Annotated in this window: 20 protein-coding genes and 1 tRNA gene; 7 read left to right on the top strand and 14 right to left on the bottom strand. The window is 34.0% G+C overall.

Going from position 1 to position 22,430, the window contains the following annotated elements:
* Positions 1-59 precede the first annotated feature (59 nt).
* Complete coding sequence (locus tag F9279_RS15205; protein ID WP_152114508.1) at positions 60-962, top strand: glycosyltransferase family 2 protein; 903 nt, start codon at positions 60-62, stop codon at positions 960-962.
* A gap of 23 nt (positions 963-985) precedes the next feature.
* Positions 986-1,576 carry a hypothetical protein gene (locus F9279_RS15200; protein WP_152114506.1) on the top strand — a complete coding sequence of 197 codons (591 nt, stop codon included), beginning with the start codon at positions 986-988 and terminating at the stop codon, positions 1,574-1,576.
* Between the two features lie 93 nt (positions 1,577-1,669).
* On the opposite strand, the gene galT is transcribed toward F9279_RS15200, so the two are convergent.
* From galT to F9279_RS15185, 3 genes are read right to left on the bottom strand one after another with little or no spacing between them, the layout of a single operon-like run.
* Positions 1,670-3,205, bottom strand: coding sequence for a UDP-glucose--hexose-1-phosphate uridylyltransferase (gene galT, locus F9279_RS15195; protein WP_152114504.1), 1,536 nt, complete (start codon positions 3,203-3,205; stop codon positions 1,670-1,672).
* 16 nt (positions 3,206-3,221) lie between these two features.
* Positions 3,222-4,211, bottom strand: a complete 990-nt coding sequence (gene galE, locus F9279_RS15190) for a UDP-glucose 4-epimerase GalE (protein WP_152114502.1) — start codon at positions 4,209-4,211, stop codon at positions 3,222-3,224.
* 28 nt (positions 4,212-4,239) lie between these two features.
* A complete protein-coding gene (locus F9279_RS15185; RefSeq protein ID WP_152114500.1) occupies positions 4,240-5,415 on the bottom strand; it encodes a galactokinase in 1,176 nt (391 codons plus the stop codon).
* A 204-nt stretch (positions 5,416-5,619) separates the two neighbouring features.
* Between F9279_RS15185 and F9279_RS15180 the strand changes: the two genes are divergently transcribed.
* A complete protein-coding gene (locus F9279_RS15180; RefSeq protein WP_152114498.1) occupies positions 5,620-6,492 on the top strand; it encodes an AraC family transcriptional regulator in 873 nt (290 codons plus the stop codon).
* 13 nt (positions 6,493-6,505) lie between these two features.
* Here F9279_RS15180 and F9279_RS15175 read toward each other — a convergent pair whose 3' ends face one another.
* Positions 6,506-6,742, bottom strand: coding sequence for a hypothetical protein (locus tag F9279_RS15175; RefSeq protein ID WP_152114496.1), 237 nt, complete (start codon positions 6,740-6,742; stop codon positions 6,506-6,508).
* A gap of 283 nt (positions 6,743-7,025) precedes the next feature.
* On the opposite strand from F9279_RS15175, the gene gntK reads away from it, so the two are divergent.
* Positions 7,026-8,570 (top strand): gluconokinase, encoded by a 1,545-nt coding sequence (gene gntK / locus F9279_RS15170; RefSeq protein ID WP_152114494.1) that lies wholly within the window; start codon positions 7,026-7,028, stop codon positions 8,568-8,570.
* A gap of 22 nt (positions 8,571-8,592) precedes the next feature.
* On the opposite strand, the gene F9279_RS15165 is transcribed toward gntK, so the two are convergent.
* Both F9279_RS15165 and gnd read right to left on the bottom strand, forming a co-directional pair.
* Entirely contained in the window at positions 8,593-9,006 is a 414-nt protein-coding gene (locus tag F9279_RS15165; RefSeq protein ID WP_152114492.1) for a hypothetical protein, read from the bottom strand.
* Positions 9,007-9,071: 65 nt separating this feature from the next.
* The gene (gnd, locus tag F9279_RS15160; RefSeq protein WP_152114593.1) at positions 9,072-9,968 is read right to left on the bottom strand and encodes a phosphogluconate dehydrogenase (NAD(+)-dependent, decarboxylating); all 897 of its coding nucleotides are present in this window, start codon (positions 9,966-9,968) and stop codon (positions 9,072-9,074) included.
* A 181-nt stretch (positions 9,969-10,149) separates the two neighbouring features.
* On the opposite strand from gnd, the gene F9279_RS15155 reads away from it, so the two are divergent.
* Entirely contained in the window at positions 10,150-10,995 is an 846-nt protein-coding gene (locus F9279_RS15155; protein WP_152114490.1) for a MurR/RpiR family transcriptional regulator, read from the top strand.
* A gap of 64 nt (positions 10,996-11,059) precedes the next feature.
* Here the strand turns inward: F9279_RS15155 and F9279_RS15150 are convergent, their stop codons facing one another.
* On the bottom strand, positions 11,060-12,391 hold the full coding sequence (locus tag F9279_RS15150) for a gluconate:H+ symporter (RefSeq protein ID WP_152114488.1): 1,332 nt from the start codon (positions 12,389-12,391) through the stop codon (positions 11,060-11,062).
* 510 nt (positions 12,392-12,901) lie between these two features.
* Here F9279_RS15150 and F9279_RS15145 point away from each other — a divergent pair.
* Positions 12,902-14,125 carry a type I restriction endonuclease gene (locus F9279_RS15145; RefSeq protein WP_152114486.1) on the top strand — a complete coding sequence of 408 codons (1,224 nt, stop codon included), beginning with the start codon at positions 12,902-12,904 and terminating at the stop codon, positions 14,123-14,125.
* A 79-nt stretch (positions 14,126-14,204) separates the two neighbouring features.
* Here F9279_RS15145 and F9279_RS15140 read toward each other — a convergent pair whose 3' ends face one another.
* From F9279_RS15140 to F9279_RS15110, 7 genes are all read right to left on the bottom strand, one after another.
* Complete coding sequence (locus F9279_RS15140; RefSeq protein ID WP_226793565.1) at positions 14,205-14,642, bottom strand: hypothetical protein; 438 nt, start codon at positions 14,640-14,642, stop codon at positions 14,205-14,207.
* A gap of 950 nt (positions 14,643-15,592) precedes the next feature.
* Positions 15,593-16,333: a TspO/MBR family protein gene (locus F9279_RS15135; protein WP_152114484.1), complete on the bottom strand. Its 741-nt coding sequence runs from the start codon at positions 16,331-16,333 to the stop codon at positions 15,593-15,595.
* A gap of 353 nt (positions 16,334-16,686) precedes the next feature.
* Positions 16,687-18,000, bottom strand: a complete 1,314-nt coding sequence (locus tag F9279_RS15130) for a hypothetical protein (protein WP_152114482.1) — start codon at positions 17,998-18,000, stop codon at positions 16,687-16,689.
* Positions 18,001-18,333: 333 nt separating this feature from the next.
* A tRNA-Val gene (locus F9279_RS15125) sits at positions 18,334-18,405 on the bottom strand.
* 119 nt (positions 18,406-18,524) lie between these two features.
* Positions 18,525-19,052, bottom strand: a complete 528-nt coding sequence (ssuE, locus tag F9279_RS15120) for an NADPH-dependent FMN reductase (protein WP_152114480.1) — start codon at positions 19,050-19,052, stop codon at positions 18,525-18,527.
* Between the two features lie 114 nt (positions 19,053-19,166).
* On the bottom strand, positions 19,167-19,655 hold the full coding sequence (gene nrdG / locus F9279_RS15115; protein WP_152114478.1) for an anaerobic ribonucleoside-triphosphate reductase activating protein: 489 nt from the start codon (positions 19,653-19,655) through the stop codon (positions 19,167-19,169).
* Positions 19,652-21,472, bottom strand: coding sequence for an anaerobic ribonucleoside triphosphate reductase (locus F9279_RS15110; protein ID WP_152114589.1), 1,821 nt, complete (start codon positions 21,470-21,472; stop codon positions 19,652-19,654). The genes nrdG and F9279_RS15110 overlap by 4 nt, the downstream gene beginning before the upstream one ends.
* Positions 21,473-21,688: 216 nt before the next feature.
* On the opposite strand from F9279_RS15110, the gene F9279_RS15105 reads away from it, so the two are divergent.
* Complete coding sequence (locus tag F9279_RS15105; RefSeq protein ID WP_152114476.1) at positions 21,689-22,408, top strand: alpha/beta hydrolase; 720 nt, start codon at positions 21,689-21,691, stop codon at positions 22,406-22,408.
* The last annotated feature ends 22 nt before the right edge of the window (positions 22,409-22,430 follow it).

The raw sequence follows: 22,430 nt of genomic DNA, 5'->3' as shown, positions 1-22,430 counted from the left end.
TCTCTTTGGTCCATACTATGACTACAGATTAATTACTGAAAGAAAGCAGGGACAAAAAGATGACTGTTTCCTTTGATTTTATACGAAGTAAAGACTATATAACTCAACCAATTGTATCTATCATTACACCTGTATCTAATAATGAAAAAACAATAAAACATACTATTGAATCCGTTTTACAGCAATCTATCATGCCACAAATCGAATATATTCTTATTGATGATGGCTCTAGAGATCAATCGAGGGAAATTCTAAAAGCAATGGTGAAAGAGCATTCTAATTTAAAAGTTATCTTCTTAAAAAAGAGTACAGGAACACCAGCCTATCCTAGAAATTTAGGTATCATTCTTTCAAATGCCCCTTATCTTACTTTTTTAGATCCAGATGATTGGCTAGAAAGTACAGGACTAGAGAAGCTGTATACTATTTTACAAGAAACTGGTGATGACTATGCTATAGGAAGAACGATTAAGGTAACTTCTAATGAAATGGTAATCACTGCAGAACATGAGTCCTTTAAGGAAAGAAGAAGCATTGCACCAACAAGTATTCCGCATATCTTTAACCATTTAGCACCAAGAGCTCGCATGATTAAATCCAGTATAATAAAGGATAATATCATTCAATTTCCTGAAATGAAGTATGCACAAGAGAAGCAATTCTTTCTGGAAGTTTTAACAAAATGTAAAAGATTATCAACCACTGATGCTGTCATCTATTACCTTAATCGTCGTGATGATAATAGAAATTCTCTTGCAAAGCAAATTAATCCACTAATCAAGATGAATTGTAATAAAAAAGTTATACAGTATTTTCATCAACAAGAGCTAGATCCAACATTGCGAAAAATGATTTTCAATCGACTTTATGAAGTGGATAGCTTTAATAGCTTTATGAATAAATACTATACAATTCGTAGTGATAACCATTCTTCTATACAAGAGAAGCTAAGGATAGCTTAAAAAGATGGACCTATAACTCTGCCTTGAGAAAGATATTAAAAACGACTTCTAAGTTGGAATACCCTCTAACAGAGCAATTTTTAGATTCACATAATAAAATCTGTTATGCCTTATTTCAACAGAAGCGTTACCAAGAATTAGAAGCCTTTTTGAAGTGGTATAACAAAGAGAACGGAAAATCATATGTACGTAGTAAAGACTCTATTTATACTGTTTCTCCTTTACCACAGCCTAATAAATATATAAAGATTCCGATGTATGCAGAAGTGGTAAATTGTGACTTTGCAGCTGGTGTTTTTCGACTAGATTTAAGGATTACTGGTGACTATGAAAATCAAGTGGAAAACATCCTATTCCATGATCGTAATAATATATTCAATCAAGTAACCTATTCTCTTTCAGATTCGCCAGTGCCATTAAGAAGAGTCACCATTCCAGAAGGATTCATATCCCCTTTATCAAAATCGACGTATAATCTCTACTTAGTTTTTAATGAGTATCAAAAAATTCCGTTACAGATTCCTAATAAAAAGCTTCTTCTAAAAAAAAGCCAAACAGAAAATCATCATTTCTATAAGAACGTTCATAATCAGTTAGCTTTAAAGGTGTTATAAGAAATTGGGAGGACATTCCTCTAAAATAAAATGGAAGTCTCAATGAATCACCAGGGTTTCATAGAGACTTCCATTTTTTATTTCCTCTAGCAGTTAAGCATTCTTTTCATGTACCAATACATCAATGAATCTAAGGAACGCGCTCTTTCCCTCTGTATTTCTTTTAAAAACGCCTGCATGGTGTAAAATGGTTTCAAATGTTAAGCCGATTTCTTTTTGAATAATGGAATGAACATTACTTTCTTTAATGTTTGCATATTTACTTTTTACTGTTTTAGCCCAGTTTAGGTGTTTAGAAATGGAATCATCTCTAGTTATTCTTTCTTCATAATCAACCTGTACTAATTGCTCTGCAAGTATATTCATTTCGTCTTTTAAGCGGCCAGGTAACACAGCTAGCCCCATTACTTCTATAAGTCCTATATTCTCTTTTTTGATAGAATGAACCTCTTCATGTGGATGAAAGATTCCAAACGGATATTCCTTATTAGTACGGTTGTTTCTTAACACTAAATCTATTTCAAAAAGGTCATTTCTTCTCCTTGCAATAGGAGTAATCGTGTTATGTCTTTTATCATTGGTATAAGCAACGATATCCGCTTTAACGTCGGTATAATGCTTCCATTTTTGCAGTATATAATCGGATGCTTCTACCAGTTCTTCTATTTCCTCACCTTGTAGTCGTATCACCGACATTGGCCATTGCACCAATCCCGCTATTACAGTCGGGTATTGTTTTAGCGAAAACTGCCATTCTATCGGAGCTTTTGCCATCGGAAACTCATGATAGCCTCCTTGAAAATGCTCGTGTGATAGAATGGATCCCCCTACAATCGGTAAATCCGCATTCGAGCCGATAAAGTAATGGGGATATTGCTGTACAAAGAGTAATAATTGCTCAAACGTTTTCTTGGATATAGTCATGGGACTATGCTGTTCAGAGAAACAAATAGCATGCTCCTTATAATAAACATATGGAGAGAATTGGAGAAACCATTGTTCATCCTTTAATGTTACAGGAATAATACGATGATTTTGTCTTGCTGGATGATTGATTCTTCCAGCATATCCTGTATTCTCTTTACATAGTAGACAATTTGGATAGCCAGTTTGCTTCAAATTTTTTGCTGCAGCAATCGCTACTGGATCCTTTTCTGGCTTGGATAAATTAATAGTAATCTCCATATCACCATATTCCGTTTTTGTTAGCCACTCTTCATTTTTAGCTATGCGGTCTGTGCGAATATAATCTACCTTTTTAGAAAATTTATAGAACCAGTTTGTTGCTTGTTCTGGTCCTTCAGAGGTAACCATTTCAAAAAATGTTCGATTCAGCTCTGATGGCAATGGAACGAAGCAGCCCATGAGCTTTGTATCCAGTAAGTCGCGATAAGTGATTGTATTTTCTTTCAGCCTATTATTCTTAGAAGCCCAATCGAGGATTGCTTCCAATATTTCTCGTAGAGGTGTATCTTCCTCTACTACTTTATCAGGATATATATAATCCTCTATCTCTAAGACCTCTAAAATTTTATTTCTAATAACCTCTATATCCCACTTTGTAATTAATTCTTGTCTGACACCATAGTGAAGCAAATGTTCGATATGATGATAGATAGATACACTCATCTAACATTGCTCCTCTCTATTCTTTGTATCCGTCTGGATGCTCTTGGAACCATCTCCAAGCTGTTTCAATCATTTCTTCTAGAGTTGTATATTGTGGATCCCATCCCAATTCTGCTTTCGCCTTTTCTGATGAAGCAACTAATCTAGCAGGATCACCTGCTCTTCTTGGTGCAACCACTTCTGGAATTGGATGACCAGTTACTTTTCGAGCAGCCTCAATCACTTCTTTAACGGAAAAACCAGTACCGCTTCCTAAATTATATGTTCCACTTTGATTTTCTTTGTGTAATTTTTCAAGAGCAAGTATATGTGCATTGGCTAAATCCGTAACATGAATATAGTCTCTAATACATGTTCCATCATGTGTATCATAATCATTTCCAAATACACTTATACTTTCCCTTTTCTCTAATGCCACCTGTAAAATGATTGGAATAAGATGGGTTTCTGGAGAATGATCCTCTCCTATTTGACCACCTATATGAGCTCCCGCTACATTAAAATAACGAAGCACAACATAATGTATCCCATAAGCAATTTCAGACCATTTCAGCATTTTTTCAATGGCTAGTTTTGTTTCTCCATAAGGATTTGTTGGATTTGTCGGGTCACTTTCCTGTATAGGAAAATTCTCTGCTTCCCCATAGGTTGCAGCGGTAGAAGAAAAGACAATCTTCTTCACTCCATTTGCATGCATCACTTTTAAAAGACTGAGTGCTCCGTATACATTATTATCATAGTATTTTAACGGGTTTGTTACACTTTCCCCCACTAGAGAATCTGCTGCAAAATGAACGACTGCATCAATTTTATTCTGTTTAAACACATTATCTAAAAACTTCTCATCTCGTAAATCACCGACATAAAGAGTTGCTCCTTCTAATACTGCTTCTCTATGCCCTGTTTGAAGATTATCTACGACGATTACTTCTTCCTCTCTATCTAACAGTTCTTTAACCATATGACTGCCAATATATCCTGCTCCACCGCATACTAGAATTGTCATTATTGTTCCCTCCATGATTCATTTTTTCTTACTTAATGGAGACTTCTTTTGCTCCATCCCCAACATTCACTACATAGAAATCAGCTTTAAGTCCTGTTTTTCCTTCATATTCTGCGCCGACTTTTTCAATAAATGATGCAATGTAGTCGTCTTCTACAATACTAATCGTACATCCACCAAACCCTGCTCCAGTCATGCGAGAACCAATAACACCTTCTTGTCTCCATGCTGCCTCTACTAAAGCGTCTAATTCATGCCCTGTTACTTCATAATCATCACGTAAAGAAACATGAGAAGCATTCATTAACTTTCCGAAGGCTTGAATGTCTCCTTCTTGTAATTTGTTAACTGCCTCCTTTGTTCTTGCGTTTTCATATACAGCATGCTTTGCTCTTTTTCTATCCATCTTATTTGTGATTAGATGTTCATATTGGTCAAATTGAGTGGGAGATAGCTCACCAAGGGAAGAAATGCCTAATTCTTTCTGCAAATTTCCTAAAGCCCTCTCACATTCTGCACGTCTTTCATTATATTTTGAGTCTGCAAGACCTCTACGTTTATTCGTATTTGTAATAATTAACGAAGCATTCTCTAAATCTAGCGGGCTATATACATAGTCCAAATTGTCACAATTCAATAAAACAGCATGCTTCTCTTTTCCCATACCAATAGCGAATTGATCCATAATGCCACAGCTAACTCCGATAAATTCATTTTCAGCTTGCTGACACATTTTCACAAGTTTTACCCTATCTATTTCGAATGAGAATAACTCATTTAACAGTATTCCTGTTACCACTTCAATAGATGCAGAGGATGATAGACCTGCTCCATTCGGAATCTCCCCAGAATACAATACATCAAACCCTGATTCAACCTTATATCCATGCTGATCCAATATAGCAATAACTCCTTTTGGATAGTTCGCCCAATCATGATTTTTTTCATATTGCAAATTATCTAACGCCACTTCAATAATCCCCAATTGCTCAAAATTAGTGGAGTAAAAACGAACTAATCGATCTTCTCTTTTTTTCACAATGGCCATTGTGCCGATTGTTAAAGCACATGGAAAAACATGACCACCATTATAGTCTGTATGCTCTCCTATTAAATTCACTCGCCCAGGAGCAAAAAACGCTCTGCTGTTCGCTTCATTATGTTGAAAAATCTCATTAAATCTATCTAATAATTGTTTAGACATGTCTGTCTCTCCTTTCCTCTACCGCTCCGATAAATCGTTTACATTTTTATTTTATGCTTCATCATTTCATTCCTCAATGGTAAAATAAATGAGATAAAAGGGTAATATTTTGCTTAGAGCATTTCCCATTAATCGTTAATTTTTCTATATACCTACTAGAAATAGAGGCAATTATCTACCATTACCTAGAAAGGATGTTTTTCCATGTCACCACAACAAGACAATCATGTGTTTGCTTATCGATTTAATGAAAAGATAACAAAAGAAATTGCTCAGATATGGTCCATTGGCTGGGAAAATCAAACCTCTCATTTATACAATTGGAAGGGCTCTAAACGAAAAGAGGATAGTATGTATGTTTTTCAATATACTATTTCAGGAATAGGAGCGATTGAATTAGGGGATAAAGAATATAAACTCACACCTGGAAAAGCTTTTTTAATCGATATAGCGGATGAATATCGCTATTATTTACCACAACATAGTACTCATTGGGAATTTCTTTTTATTACACTTTACGGGGAAAAAGTAAAGGATGCTTGGGATTACATTCAACGTGAAAATCAGGCAATAATTTCTTTATCTTCTGAAGCAGCTCCCATTAAACAACTGCTTCATATGTATCAAATGGCAAAGGAGAAAAATATAAAGAACGCCTTTCAAGCTTCTCACTTGGCTTATGAATTTATTATGGAGCTTTACCAATTTACGAAACAACTGACTTCCGTAAAGTTACCAGAAAGTATACTTAATGCTACCTTGTTTGCACAAAACCACTATCAGGAAGCAGTTGGCCCTGATGAAATGGCAGATGCTGCGGGCTTATCTAGATACCATTTCACACGTATGTTTAAGAAATCAATGGGAATTACCCCTATTCAATACTTAACGAATCTCCGTCTCGTAAAAGCAGCAGAGCTTCTATATCAGACGAACCAGGCTATAGAAGAGATTGCCGTGGAAGTAGGATTTGCCAATGCCAATTATTTTACAAAGGTATTTCGAAAAGTCACAGGTATGACCCCAGGGCAATTTCGAAAAAAGAGGATTAGTCCTAGTGAAGATTTATTTGCTTAATAGATGTGACTCCCTAAAACAATTCTAGACTAATCATGCCTTTTTCATAAGTAAAATTCAGTTTCTTTCCTGGTGTTAACATATTCTCAAGAATATCTTTAGAGACTTGAAGAGCCATTTCGATGCGATCTAACTTTTCTCTATCTTCCTCACTGTAGGTAGAAGCTTCTTGTTGGAACAATTCGATTTGTTTTTGCTGTTGTAAAATTTGCTGATATATTTGATCGTAAACATTGTCCATTTTGCTCATTGAATTAGCCTCCATTTAACATTTCTACTATTTGTTTATATGGTAGCATATTTTTGCTTTACCTTAGAGCAAAAATTTATCATTTATCTTTCTTAAAGAAGCTTTATTTCAAATATGAATACAGGGATTACTTTGAAAGAAATTAGCATTATTTTATGAAAACAGTTCCAATACAAATTATTTTCCTTTAAAATAAGATTATAAGGAATTTTTTTTCTGATTAAAAACAATTTCAAGAAATATTTTTTTACACACCAATACCTTTCATAAAGGAGTTTTTTATATGAGTCATTCATCCCTATACTTAGGAGTAGATATCGGTACTACTAGCACAAAATCCGTTCTTTTTGCAGAAGCTGGTAAAGTACTAAGTATGCATCACGTCGAATACCCACTATATAGCCCAGCACCTGCTATAGCAGAACAAGATCCAGAAGAGATCTTTCAGGCTGTTCTAGAAACAATGAAGGTTGCTATTAAGAAAGCCAATATAAATGTTCAAAATCTAAAGTTAGTTTCTTTCAGCTCTGCTATGCATAGTGTATTAGCGATTGATGAGAATGGTAAGCCCTTAACTCGTTGTATCACATGGGCAGATAGCCGTTCCACTGCATGGGCGAAAAAAATTAAAGAAGAACATAACGGATTAGATATTTACCGACGAACAGGCACACCTATTCATCCTATGTCACCACTTGCAAAGCTTGCTTGGTTAAGAGAAGATCAACCAGAAATCTTTAAAAAAGCACATAAATTTATAGGCATTAAAGAATATGTATTTTATAAATTATTTGATGAATTTGTTATTGATTACTCTATTGCTTCGGCAACTGGTATGTTTCATTTGGAGAATCTTGCATGGGACAAGGAAGCATTACAAGTTGCAGGTGTAACAGAAGACAAGCTAGCAAAACCAGTTCCAACTACACATTATTTAAGTGGTCTAAAAGATAGTTATCAATCAGAGCTAGGGATTCCTACTGATACTCCCTTTGTAGTAGGTGCGAGTGATGGAGTTCTTTCTAATCTTGGAGTAAACGCCATTGATCCAGGAGTAGTTGCCGTCACAATTGGAACTAGTGGAGCCATTCGTACAGTAACAGATAAACCAGTAACAGATCCGAAGGGAAGAATCTTCTGTTACTGCTTAACCGAGAATCATTGGGTAGTTGGTGGACCTGTTAACAATGGTGGAATGACCTTCCGTTGGGTCAGAGATGAGCTTGCCTCATCCGAAGTCGAAACAGCTAAACGCCTAGGAATTGATCCATATGAAGTCTTAACGAAAATTGCTTCAAGAGTAACTCCAGGTGCAGATGGACTTTTATTCCATCCATATCTAGCTGGTGAAAGAGCTCCATTATGGAATGCTAATGCGAGAGGATCCTTCTTCGGCCTAGGACTTCATCATAAAAAAGAACATATGGTACGAGCAGTTCTAGAAGGAGTAATCCTCAATTTATATACAGTTATGCTCGCTCTTCAAGAAGTAATTGGTGCACCAAAACAAATTCAAGCAACAGGTGGCTTTGCACGCTCTGAGTTATGGCGTCAAATGATGGCAGATATATTTGATCAAGAAGTCATTGTACCAGAAAGCTTTGAAAGCTCTTGTCTTGGAGCAGTTGTTTTAGGAATGTATGCTTTAGGAGAAATCGACGACTTTTCTATTATGAAAGAGTTAGTAGGCAGCACCCATACACATCAACCTATATCTGATAATGTGGATATTTATCAGGATTTAACTTCCATCTACATTCGCATTTCTCGTGTTCTAGAGCAAGAGTATGACGCTATTGCGGATTTTCAAAATAAGTGGGTTAAGTAAGGGTTGTTTTTAGAGTGGTCGTTCATCTTTTTAGGGATGAACGGCTTTTTTGTTCTTCACTATTTCGGGCTTTCCTTTCGATGATGAACGACCTTTTTTCCTTCTCTTCACTATTTCGGGCTTTCATTTCGCCGATGAACGACCTTTTTTCTTTCTCTTCTCCATTTCGGGCTTTCCTTTCGATGATGAACGACCTTTTTTCCTTCTCTTTACTATTTCGGGCTTTCATTTCGATAATGAACGACCTTTTTTCCTTCTCTTCACCATTTCGGGCTTTCCTTTCGCCGATGAATGACTTTTTTTCCTTCTCTTCTCCATTTCGGGCTTTCCTTTCGCCGATGAACGACCTTTTTTCCTTCTCTTCACCATTTTGGGCTTTCCTTTCGCCGATGAACGACCTTTTTTCTTTCTCTTCACTATTTCGGGCTTTCATCATTCACTACCATCATAAAAAAAAGCCCTCTGACAGCCACAACCTGCCAAAGGACTCCTCTCCCAAACTTATTTCCCTTCCACACTATGCCCACCAAACTCATTTCTAAGGGAAGCAACCACTTTCCCAGAAAAAGTATCTTCCTCTAATGAGCGATAACGCATCATTAAGGAAAGTGCCGTTACTGGCATAGCTGTTTGTAAGTCTAATGCTGTTTCTAATGTCCACTTTCCTTCTCCTGAAGAATGCATAATTCCTTTGATTCCTTCTAATTTCGGATCTTTAGAGAATGCATTTTGTGTTAATTCCATTAACCAAGAGCGTATAACGGAACCATTATTCCACACTTTTGCGACACCCTCATTATCAAAGGAATATTCACTTTTCTCAAGAAGTTCAAAGCCTTCTGCAATAGATTGCATCATACCGTACTCTATTCCGTTATGAACCATTTTTAAGAAGTGACCGCTACCACACTCACCTGCATAATTGTAACCATCTTTCACACATAGATCTTTAAATAATGACTCCACTGACTCAAATACTTCCTTGCTGCCACCTACCATCATACATGCGCCATTTCGCGCACCACTTACTCCACCACTTGTTCCTACATCTAGATAATGAACACCTAATTCTGCTAAATCAGTGGCTCTTCGTTTTGAATCTTTATAATGAGAATTTCCTCCATCCATTACGATATCCCCAACTGTTAAATATTTTTTTAATTCTCTTAAAACATTTTCAGTAATCTCTCCTGCTGGAACCATTAACCAAATTACTCTTGGAGAAGACAATTTGTTAACGAGTTCTTCAATTGTATTTACTCCAGTTACATTTTTTTGAGAAATTTCTTTTACAGCGCTTTCATTTATATCAAAAGCTGTTACACTATAATTATGATCTACCATATTTAATGCTAAGTTATATCCCATTTTTCCTAAACCAATAAGACCTATATTCATCATTACACTCTCCTTTTTAAGAAAAAATATTTCTTCTTTAATTACATTATACGAAATTTTTTTCGAATTTTAAACCCTTTTGTGAATTTTTTTTAATAAATACCCTATTTTCAAGAAATTTTTTTTCAAACGATGTATTGTGTTATACTACCACTATATTATTTTGAAAGGATAGAAGTCGATGGCGCAAAACTGTCTTGGAAAAATTCGTTCCTATTACGCTAGACTCAGTGAAAAAGAGAAAAAAATCGCCGATTATATTCTTGAAAATCCAGAAAAAATCATTCATTCTACTATCAATGAATTAGCAGAAGATTTAGGAGTTGCAGATGCAACTGTTTTTCGATTCTGTAAAAGAATTGGCTTCAAAGGCTACCAAGCTATGAAGATTGCACTAGCTTCTGAGGTTATTGAACCAATTCAACAAATACATGAAGAAATTTCTGAAGAAGACAGCGTTAAAACCGTAACAGAAAAAGTATTTTTATCTAATATACGTACATTAGAAAACACATTAGAAATATTAAATGGTCATTCTATTCAAAAAGCAGTTGATTTATTACTACATGCGAATCGAGTAGAATTTTATGGTACCGGTGGATCTGCCGTTATCGCAATGGATGCCTTTCATAAATTTGTACGTACGGGAATAAAAGCGTTTTCATTCGTGGATTCCCACTTCCAGCTCATGTCTTCTTCTCAATTATCAGAGAATGATGTTGCTGTTATTATCTCTCACTCTGGGACTAACAAGGACACCATAAGCATTATGAAGTCAGCTAAGAGTAATGGAGCAAAAACAATCGGTATTACAGGATATCCAAAATCTCCTGTTGGACAAAATACAGATGTAGCCCTGTTCACGAGTTCTGAAGAAACAGAATATCGTTCAGAAGCCTTATCTTCTAGGATTGCTCAGTTAAGCTTAATTGATGCATTATATGTAAATATGATGATATTAAATAAAGAAGTGGCAAATAAAACTTTAGAGAAAATTAGAAATGCTATTTCTGATACCAGAATATAACAAAAAAAGAGTGACTTTAGAACAGGTACTTAACCTCTCTCTAAAGCCACTCTTTTTTTATTTATTAAATAAACATATCAAGAATTAATACACCAGCAAATGCCACAAAGGATAGAATCGTTTCAAGAACGGTCCAAGTCTTAAAGGTTTCTTTTACACTAAGCCCTAAATACTCTTTAACCATCCAGAATCCTGCATCATTAACATGGGAGAACATAAGAGATCCTGCTCCTGTTGCAATAACTAATAGCTCTACATTCACGCCAGACATTCCTGCGATAATAGGAGAAACGATTCCAGCTGCAGTTGTCAGGGCAACAGTAGCTGATCCTGTCGCAATACGAATTAATCCTGCAATAAAGAATGCTAGAACTAATGGAGATAGTGATAAGCTTTCAGACATCGTTCCAATTGTAGTACCAACACCACTATCAATTAGAACTTGTTTAAATGCCCCACCTGCACCAATTATTAATAAAATAGATCCAACTGGGACAAAGCAATCTTCTGTAAACTTTCTAATACTTTCTTTGTTCATACCTTGACGGAAACCAAGGAAGTAGTATGCATAGAAAACGGCAATTAATAAAGCTAATAACGGACTTCCTAAGAAAGCTAGTAAGCTTCTAACACTCTCTGGAAAAACTGTCATATATGGTGCAGCAGTACCAATAATCATTAAAATAACTGGTAGTAATATAGATAGAAAAGAAACGCCAGTACTAGGTAGTTTACTATCTGCTACTGGATCTGCTGTAATTAAAGTAGATTCCCCTTCTGGTGTTACACGTTTACTAATATATTTTGCAAATATTGGTCCTCCTAGTATACCAGCAGGTAAAGCGATAATTAATGAATAGAGTAATACTTTTCCTAAATTCGCATCAAAAATTCCAATTGCTGCAATTGCACCTGGATGTGGAGGAACAAGTCCATGCACAATCGATAATCCTGCAATACCAGGTAGTGCTATTAAAAGAATATTCTTTTTAGTAGCTTTATGAATAGAAATAACTAATGGTAATAGAATTAAAATACCGACTTCGAAAAACACAGGAATTCCAATGATAAAACCAGAAAAGAACATTGCCCATGGTAATTTCTTTTCCCCGAAAACCTTTATAAAGAAATTAGCAATTCTTAGACCTGCTCCTGACTCAGAAAGCATTTTCCCCAAGATAGTACCTAAAGCCAAAATTCCAACTAAATGACCTAATACTCCACCAACGCCTGTCTCATAAGCGCTTACAATCTTATCAAAGGATAATCCTGAGAAAATAGCAAGAAATAAACTCGCAACCGTTAAACTAATAAATGCATGCCATTTAAACAAGGAAACTCCCAAAATAACAACAATAATGGATACTAGTGCAATAATTAATAAATAGGCATCCATAAGACAACCACCTTTCCTATAACTCATTTTTTGTAAATGTAAGTGTTTTCTTTAACTGTTTTCATTATACGAAAATTTTTTTCATTAATCAATACGTTATTAAAGAATATTTTTTATTTCATTTAAAAGAATAAAATATTTTTATTTTTCTATATTTTTAGTCATTTTAATGAAAAAATATTTCACCAGAAAATAAATGGAAATCTTATAAATTTCTACCTAGTTTCTATTAAGATCAATCTACAACTTTAAATTGTTATGGAATTATGAACCTTTTTAATAAACAGAGAAAATATGGAAAGTAAATGGTATTATCTATTGTAATAATATTCATATTTACTCGTTATGCAAAATATAATTTTCAACATATGAATAGAATAGATTTACCAAATTAGTATGCCTAAAAATAAATAATTCACACAACAAAAGATAGATTGTACCAAAAATGAATAGTAATAGCCTTACTTTTATATTGTTCCATCTAAATAATAAATCTGGAGAGTGATAGTATTGAATCTTAAAGAAACGCTAGAAATGTTAAATAAAGTAATTCTTGAAAATAGAGATTTAATTAAGAATGAGGAGTCTACTAAACAGTTTCTCATCTTACCTCTACTTAGAGGCCTTGGCTACGATACATACAGTCCACAAGAGGTTACTCCTGAATTCACGGCAGATTTTCATAAGAAGAATGAAAAAGTGGACTATGCAATTTCTATAAATGGCGAACCTAAAATATTTGTAGAAGCAAAACCAATCAATAGTAAAATTAACAAAAGTGCTCCGCAATTAAGTAGATACTTTAGCACGTTTCCAAATGTTCGACTGGGCATATTAACGAATGGAATAGAGTATCACTTTTTCACAGATTTAAACAATACTAATATAATGGATCCTACTCCTTTCTTTGTATTTGACTTAACTTCGTATTCTGAAGATGATTTTAGTCATTTAGTTAAGTTTTCTAAAAATCTTTATGATTATGAAACGATAAAATTACTAGCTGAATCTCTAATATACTCACAATCCTTTAAATCTGTTATTAAAGAGATATTTGAAAATCCTAGTGATGACTTTATTAAGTTTGTTATAAAGGAGAGATTCAAATTCAAAGTAACACAACAGTTTATCAATACGGCTAGACCATTAGTGCAAAAGTGTCTTCAAGAAGCATTAACGGAGATTATTAGTGATAAATTTGATGTTCCCATGCAAAGTCAAGTCATGCAAGAAGCAATTGCTGCTGAAGAAATGCAGCAAGAGAAAAAATCCTATTACTTGCAAGAAGACATTGACTCATTAGGTACTTATGAGGAATTCGAAGGAGTGAAAGTAGTTCTTCCTAGGTCGGCATCCTATCAGAAACTATTAAAAATGCCTGTAACTAGCTATTCAGTAGAAAAAGGGAACCCTCTAAGTGATTTCTTTGTATCAGCCGTATTATTACAAGGTAATTCAATAGTAGGTTACTTAATTGGTCAGTATTATAATAATCAAGAGGATACCACTTTATATACGGTTAAATCTAATGAGATAGCTAAGTTTCTAGAAGAGAACCCTATTGTTTTTGAAGCTGGTTTTATTAATGCAAGACTGGGAACAAGATTAAATAAAAACACAAATGAGATAACATATTTCTTAAGAAGTTGCTTAACAAACTTATCGTTTAGAGATATACCTAATTTAGTTTCTAAAGTGGAAGATGTTGATTTATTTTTTGATAGTATGAAATAATAAAAAAGGTGTTACTCTACCAATTAGATGATAAAGTAACACCTTTATAATGGCGGCTTAATTTTTCTCCTTAATTAAACTACTTATTCGTATTACGTAATTCAAATATTTCCTTGTGTCCATCCCATTCTACCTGTACTTGAATCACTTCATCTTCGCTTACTTTTGATCCATTTTCTGAACTTCCTTTTTGTGTAAAAGTAACCTTAGAAGTCGGTTCATCAAACTCTTCCTGCATTGTACTACTTCCTCCAGAGGTCTTATACTGATATTCAAGAGATTTCATAGTAGAAAGTTCTTCTTTAGCCCCTTTATATGTCAAAGTAAACTCATCACTATCTCTATAAGAATACCGCTCTCTTTCTCCCTCTTTTTTCCATACCTCTGTTCCCCTATAAACATATTCAGCTTTCCAGAAATCCCCTTCTCCTATAAATAAATAGTTATATTGCTTTTCTTCCGCAGTACATGCAGTTAATAACAATAATCCAAAAATGATGGTTGCTAGCTTCTTCAATAGAACAACCTCCTAATACCTTATGTGTATGCTTCGAAATATAAAGCACTGTATACTTGCTATATTTATATGGAACTAGCTCACTATTTGCTAAAGTTATAAAGTATACGTGTAACCATCAAATAAGTTTCAGAAAATTAAATCATTTTTTCTAATGACATTTTCCGTCCCATCCAATATTCGGAAACACAAAAAAGCTTTCCTTAAAAAAGGAAAGCTTTTCATACTGTTGAAAAACAAAATTGTCTATGGAGAATTTGTGAAAATAGAGATAGACCCTCTCGTATCATAATGAAAAACGAGGGATTTTTTATGTACTTCACCCATTCAAATATGGAGATAGTAGAAAAAATCGAAAGAACTATGAAATAATGTACGATGCTTCGTAACATATAGAATTTGGATAAAACCACTTTTGGAAAAATAGTCGTAGATATCCTCTTATTTTCGTTACTTTCATGAAAAACAACGGAAATAGACGGAGAATTACGCCTATTTCCTTATAACACATGAAAATCGGAGGCATTTTACTTACTTAACCGGAAAACTCCGCTTATTAACAAGGAAATTAACTTTATATTTGCCATTAATCGGAATTCTCCGCTTATTTTGAGGATTCCTACGAATTGGCTGTGGAATTTTTTTCAATAAGGTTCTTTTTATCCAGATGATTTATGTTTCAGCGGTGAGAATCCTTTGGAATCTGCGAAGCTTTATACTCTGTAGACCATGGACAGAGTATAAAGCTTCGAGCCCCATGAAAAGCGAACCGAACGCCTGTAACAGAAATCAAACCTTATTTAGTGAGTTAATTACTGATACAAGTTCTCGACACACTCCTGTTATAAAAATTGGAGGCTTTTTCATTGACATAATCTTTTTTCAACACTGTGAAAAGCTTTCCTTAAAAAAGGAAAACTTTTATAAATAATCATTTATATGATTAATACTTATAACCTTCTACCTCTTAAATGACGATTCTTGAAGTAACTATATACAACATAACAAAATGTAATAACAAGAATCACAATCAGAACCAACGTAGTATTCTGAATCATATCACTAGAAGTCTCCATATAAATTCCAACAAAAGCCCAAATAAAAACGAATGTGTAAATAAAGTCCTTAAAACGAATGGAGAACCACATGGCCAAAGCGGTTGCCACAAATAGAATGATGATGGAACACATTTCTTCTCCCATACCTAATAATTCTCTCTGATCAATCCCAACTAACCAAACAAATACATTTAAGATACTAGCAACAGATACCCAAGAAATATAAAAAGAAAATGGTAACTTTTCGAAAAACGTATGGGATGGGCTCTTATTAATAGAAGAATAAATGATAATTAATGTAATTAGCAAAGCAAAAATAATGATAACCGAAGTAAATAGCCACTGAGCTGTAAAGGCTAGAATCCACAAACCATTAAATAAGAAGTTTACTGCTGGCCAATAGCTAACTATCTCATATGTAGATGTATCCCTTACTACAAAAATCCTTATAATCCATATTACTAATAGAAGATAAATCAATCCCCATATAGAAAAGGCATATCCAGCTGGCTGAATGAGTGGTTGGTTTGCATTTGCTACATTTCCTACATTCATTGGTGACCAATAGTTTAAGAAAATCATAATTGCAAAGAATACTAGATAAATAACTCCTAATCTTTTAGAGTTTTTCATGGTTGTCCTCCTTAATAAATGATATTTATACAAGTTATATATTCATTATTCAAGTTAATATTACCCTTATAATGTTCTTGCTAATCATTTGATAAGGAACTTCCATTGAAATTTTGTAAGTAGAAAAAGTATTTTAGCTATCCTAGAAGATAGGTGGACATCCACTAACTCCACAATGTTCCATACTATTCATCTAAAAGAATCACAACCGCTGGACATAAAAAAAACTCCCTTCTAGCTAGCCAGAAATCTTTGTTAAAGTAATCTGGTATCTATAGGGAAGTATATCAAAAATCAACTAAGTGTTTGGATTATCATTTGCTAAATACTTATGTCTGAACCAATTATTTTAACTATGCAACTGGTGTACTTTGGTCTATCTCTTGAAGGTAATGTATTATTTCCTTTTGAAGATTCACAATAATTTCAAAATGCTTATTATATGAAACAGTTAATAAAGTTTCTTCCTGTAAACCTTGATAAAAAGGTGCAGAATACTTAAGGTTCTCCGTTCTATTGGTAATATCTAACTCTTCGGCCATTAGAATATTTATTTTAACTAATTCCGCCATATTACTTTCATGTTTGAAAGCTTCTTGTAAATGTGTTGTTTCTTTATCTTGCAAAATATCATCTATCAAGATGCTCAATCTATATCGAGCAGATAAAGCTTCATTCATCATACTATACCAATTATCTATCGTTTCTTCCCCAACAATAGATAATAAATAGCAGGTTCTTGCTGCATTAAATTTTATAAATCCTTCCCACATAACATCATCACTTCCCTGTTTCACTGCCTTATCAAAAGATTTTTGAGCTTCTTTAAGATAGATAATAAATAATTCTTTATCATGATTTTCTAAAGACAATATTTTACGTTTAATAAGCTTTAATTTGCTGTACATAAATGTGTTTCCATTTGGAATTCCATACTTTTTTTGCAATACTCCAATTGCTTTTTTTTGATAGTATAATCCTTTATAATTGCAGTAAACCATTTGGGTAACAGAGTTCCTTAACATATTTCCTCTGACTTCTAAAAGAGTAGAAGTCTTTTTAAATTCATCTGTATGCACATGCTCTTGATAATTTAGAACGGACTCTATTAACTTTACAGTTTCTGAAATCAGAACTAAATTACCATTACTAACCGCCAATAATGTTTTTTCTCTCTTGTTAATGATTTTAAGAATTTTTTTCATTTTCTTTTGATTCTTAGCTTTTTCTCCCTCGCTATGATACATATAAGGAAGAAATACTAATAAATCAATTAACATTTGTAAATTATTTGCAAACTGGACAGCCGTCTTAGATTTATATTTAAAAAGATCTTTTAAATTTTTCAGGACATGTTTACTGAACTTACTTGAATCTTCCATATCATATTCGCTAATTAAGCTAGTAAACGAAGTGATATAATTTTCATTTTCTAATACATTTCCATCCATTTGTGTGATTTTATTTACACTATCAATAGAAACATATGTTAAAAAAGCAAATAAAAAAGCAATAACAGATATGATCAATCCCACAATTGTTACTGAATACTCAGCATTATCACTTTTAAAAAGATCTGCATCATAGATTTTATAAAATGAGAAAACCAAACCTATGGCTATTATTATTACTAAGTACACAAAAGTTCTTAATATTTTCGGTCTCAAAAAAATACCTCTCTTTGTATAAGTTTATAAAATACTATTAGAATAGCATTGCTTAACCAATTGACAGGATCGCTTAGTAACCTTTTAGATTCGCAGTTTCAGCAACACAATTGATTTAGCAATTCCACTACAAGCACAATTCCAAAACTCCCAAGCATCTATTTTTAAACTTAAAAGTAGATGCTTAAAAAAAGCCAATCAATAAAAGGTACTTTCCTCTCAATTCAAAGTAGTTTCTATTAATTATACGTAGGCTAATTATAGATTCCCTAGAAGTAAACAAAAAAAGCCTTGCCTCCTTATATACAAGGAATAAAGACTCTTCTCATTAAATGATCTGAGAGGGATTCGAACCCCCGACCCCATCCCTGTCAAGGATGTATTCTCCCGCTGAACTATCAGATCAAATTATTAGTACACCTATCATAGCATGTTCCATTCCCATATTCTAGCACTAATTTTCCAGATCTTATTTCCAAACAAAACAAATGGTATCCCAAAAATCACTGAGATACCACCTTCCCCTATTTCACTGCATCAACTAATTGCTCAAGCTGCTGAACCAACCTAACAGTCGCTTCCTCATCTAAAAGATAATTACCATCATCTTCTTTCGCAATTTGAGCATCCATCACATATGCACCTGTTAAAATATTTGTTGCACCTAAGTTACCTAGAACTGGCTTTAAAGCATAATCCATAACCAATAAATGCGCATAACTGCCGCCTAACATAAAAGGTAATACCGTTTTCTCACGAAGGCTTTTCTGAGGTAAAAGATCAAGAAACGTCTTAATTATCCCTGAATAAGATGCCTGAAATACTGGTGATAAAACAATAACACCCTTGCTTCCCTCTACCTTTTGTCTTGCTTCCACAATTTCTTCATTCATAAAATCAGCAGTAATTAGAGCAGCACTTGGTAACTGATGTACCTGTATTACTTCTAATTCTACCTGCTTTTCCTCTAAAAAATGCTTAGCAAATTGTAAAATTCCTGTTAGCCTTGAGTCGATTTTATGACCACCTGCTATTATCGTTACTTTTCCCATCAAATTCTCCCCTTTGTTTCACCTGATGCTTAGTATGATAACACTATATATTCATACTAACATAATTATGTAGGAAAATAATGATTGTGCACTCGTCCTAAAAACTTTAGCCCATTAAAATCCAGCTGAACATACCCTACTCTCCAAAAAACTTCTCTGGCATTCAATAATTCGTTGATTACTACTTCCTTTATAAACTAAGCTTAAATCTCTCTCCTCTAATACAAATCTTCCATCTACCAAAACATCTATATATTTTCCTAATTCTTTAAATCTATCAGCAAACTTCTCTTGAAGTTCTTCCCATGTAAACCCTGTATAGCACCAGATATTCTTATTTAATGCTTTTAATTCTCTTGCTAAAACAATTAATTCATCGATTTGCATGAAGGGCTCACCACCACTAAAAGTGATATTATTTAGAGGATCACTGCCGATTTCGTCCATAATCTCTTCAACAGTCATCATATCCCCTCCATTCTCATTCCAGCTTTTAGGATTATGACATCCTTTACAGTAATGAGGACACCCAGCAAAGAAAATAGTAGTTCGTAATCCTGGTCCATCTACAATACTATCCCTAATAATCGATAATACTCTCATCGATGCTTAACTCGTTCCTTTTCTTCTGCTTGTTTTGCTGTATTCCATCTATCTAAAGAACCTACTAAATATCCTGTGATACGTCTTATTCTTTCAATCTGTTTTTCGTCTTCCTCTCCACAATTAGGACATTGCTTATTGATAATGCCTTTATGTTGGCAGCTAAGACAACGATCTACAGGATGATTGATACTTCCATACCCTATACCGCTTTCCTTCATTGTTCTTACAATCGTTTCTATTGCATCAACATTTTTACTAGCATCTCCATCTAGCTCTACATACGTTATATGCCCCGCATTGCAGAGTTCATGAAAAGGAGCTTCTTTCTTAATTTTTTCATAGATAGAAATTGGATAATACACTGGTATATGAAAGCTATTGGTGAAATATTCTCTATCTGTTACTCCTTTAATAACCCCAAAGCGTTTTTTAGTTGTTCGTAATGCTTTTCCTGCAAATGATTCTGCTGGAGTGGCAATTAGTGAATAATTCAACTGATATTGCTCTGCTGCTTCATCGGCCTTTTGGCGCATAAATCGAACAATTTCTAAGCCTATTTCATATGCCTTTTTACTTTCACCATGGTGAACTCCTAGTAATGCAACAAGTGCTTCTGCCAAACCTACATAGCCAATTGATAAAGTCCCTTGTTTCAATATGTCTTTTAAAGGTGTCTCTATAGCAAGCTTGTCTCCACCATTCCAAACACCTTGCGTATATAGAAATTTAAAGTTAGCTCCTCTTTTACTGCCCTGATACATAAAACGTTCGAATAATTGCTTCACTACTAAATCTATATTTGTAGTAAGTTTTTCATAAAAGTCTTCTATAGTTGTGGATTCTAAAGCTAAAAGAGGTAAATTAATGCTTGTAAAAGATAAGTTCCCTCTCCCAATTGTTTGTTCTTTTCCATGCAAATTTCCCATTATCCTCGTTCTGCAACCCATTGTTGCGACCTCTGATTCTGGTGTGCCATTATAATACGCTAGATTAAACGGTGCATCAATAAATACAAAATTAGGAAATAGTCTTTTACTGGTAGTTTCTAATCCCAAGCGAAATAAATCATAGTTTGGATCATTTTTTTCATAATTAATACCGTCTTTTACTTTAAAAACAATGATTGGGAAAATTGGTGTTTCGCCTCTTCCAAGTCCTGCCTTTGTTGCAAGCAGTAAGTTTCTAGTTAGCATTCTTCCTTCGACTGAAGTATCTGTACCTAAATTAACCGACACAAATGGTGTTTGATTTCCACCTCTTGAGTGCATGCTATTACAATTGTGGATAAATGCCTCACATGCTTGGTAGGTTTCCTTCTCCGTCCATTCCCATGCTTTTTGTTCTAAAACATTAGCATCTTTGATAATTTCTTCCAGTTTTTTCTTGTTATTAGTAAAAGACTTTTGTATGTATGGTGCTAAATCATAATCAAGCATAGGTATCGCTTGTCCACCGTGTTGTTGATTTTGATTTGCTTGTAAAATAATAGAAGTAAGTGCCATTGCACTCATAATGGAATTCGGTTCTCTCATAAAGCCGTGGCCTGTATTAAATCCGTCTGCTAATACTTTTCCTAAAGGAATTTGACAGCATGTTGTTGTACCAGATGAAAAGAAGTCGAGATCATGAATATGAATATATCCCTCTTCAAAAGCCGTTTTCACTTCTTTAGATAATAAATGTTCCATTGTATAATGTTTAGAGGAAGTAGAAGCAAATTGCATCATATGACTCATAGGGCTCATTCCGTCCACATTTGCATTCTCTTGGATAAAATCTTGATTATTACTTTTCATTATCTCCTCAAATTCCATTAGTAATTGTTTCAAACCTATCACTCCAATTTAAATTATCAACCTCCATTATATAGCTTCAAAACAACAAAAATCGATATATAGTGATAAGTTCATAAAATATACACAATATATAGTATGTAATTCTAAGTTAAGCGAACACCTAACTTCTCACTATTCAACACCTTCTATTACTGTTAAACTTGACTAAAACCTAATAAAAGGAAGGGGATCAACTTGGCGAAGCAAGGTCAAATACAAGAAGTACAGCTATATAGTAAAGAATTAGAAGAAGACATAACCTTACTCATATATCTACCATCAAATTTTTCTACTCTTTATAAATATCATGTGCTTATCGCACAAGACGGGAAAGATTATTTTCAACTTGGACGGATAGGAAGAGTTGTCGATGAATTACATAATCAATTAACAGATACGATCATTGTAGGTATTCCCTATACTAGTGTTCAAAATAGACGGGAAAAGTATCATCCCTCTGGATCTCAAAACGCTAAGTATATTCGCTTTTTAGCACATGAGCTTGTTCCATTTATAGACAAAGAATACCCAACCTATCAAATGGGATTAACACGAGGACTAATCGGGGATTCATTAGGTGCAACTGTTTCATTAATGACTGCACTTAAATATCCTCATACCTTTGGAAAAGTGATGCTTCAATCTCCTTTAGTAAACGAAGATGTTCTAACTGCTGTAGAAAATTTCTCTAACTATCATCTTCTAGAGATAGATCATATTATCGGATCTGAGGAAACAGCGGTAAAGACAACGAATGATACTATTGAAGATTTCCTAACACCCAATAGAGAGTTATCGAAAATGTTGAGAGCCTCTAATGCAGATTATTTTTATGAAGAATTTAATGGAGATCATACATGGAAGTATTGGCAACCTTTATTAGGAAAAATTCTACTACGGATGTTTTCCTCCTAGAAGCTACCTCTAACATTTTTCC

This window comes from Bacillus sp. B1-b2 (genome assembly GCF_009183415.1).
Taxonomy (GTDB): Bacteria; Bacillota; Bacilli; order Bacillales; family Cytobacillaceae; genus Niallia.
This window is presented reverse-complemented; position numbering and strand designations above follow the sequence as displayed.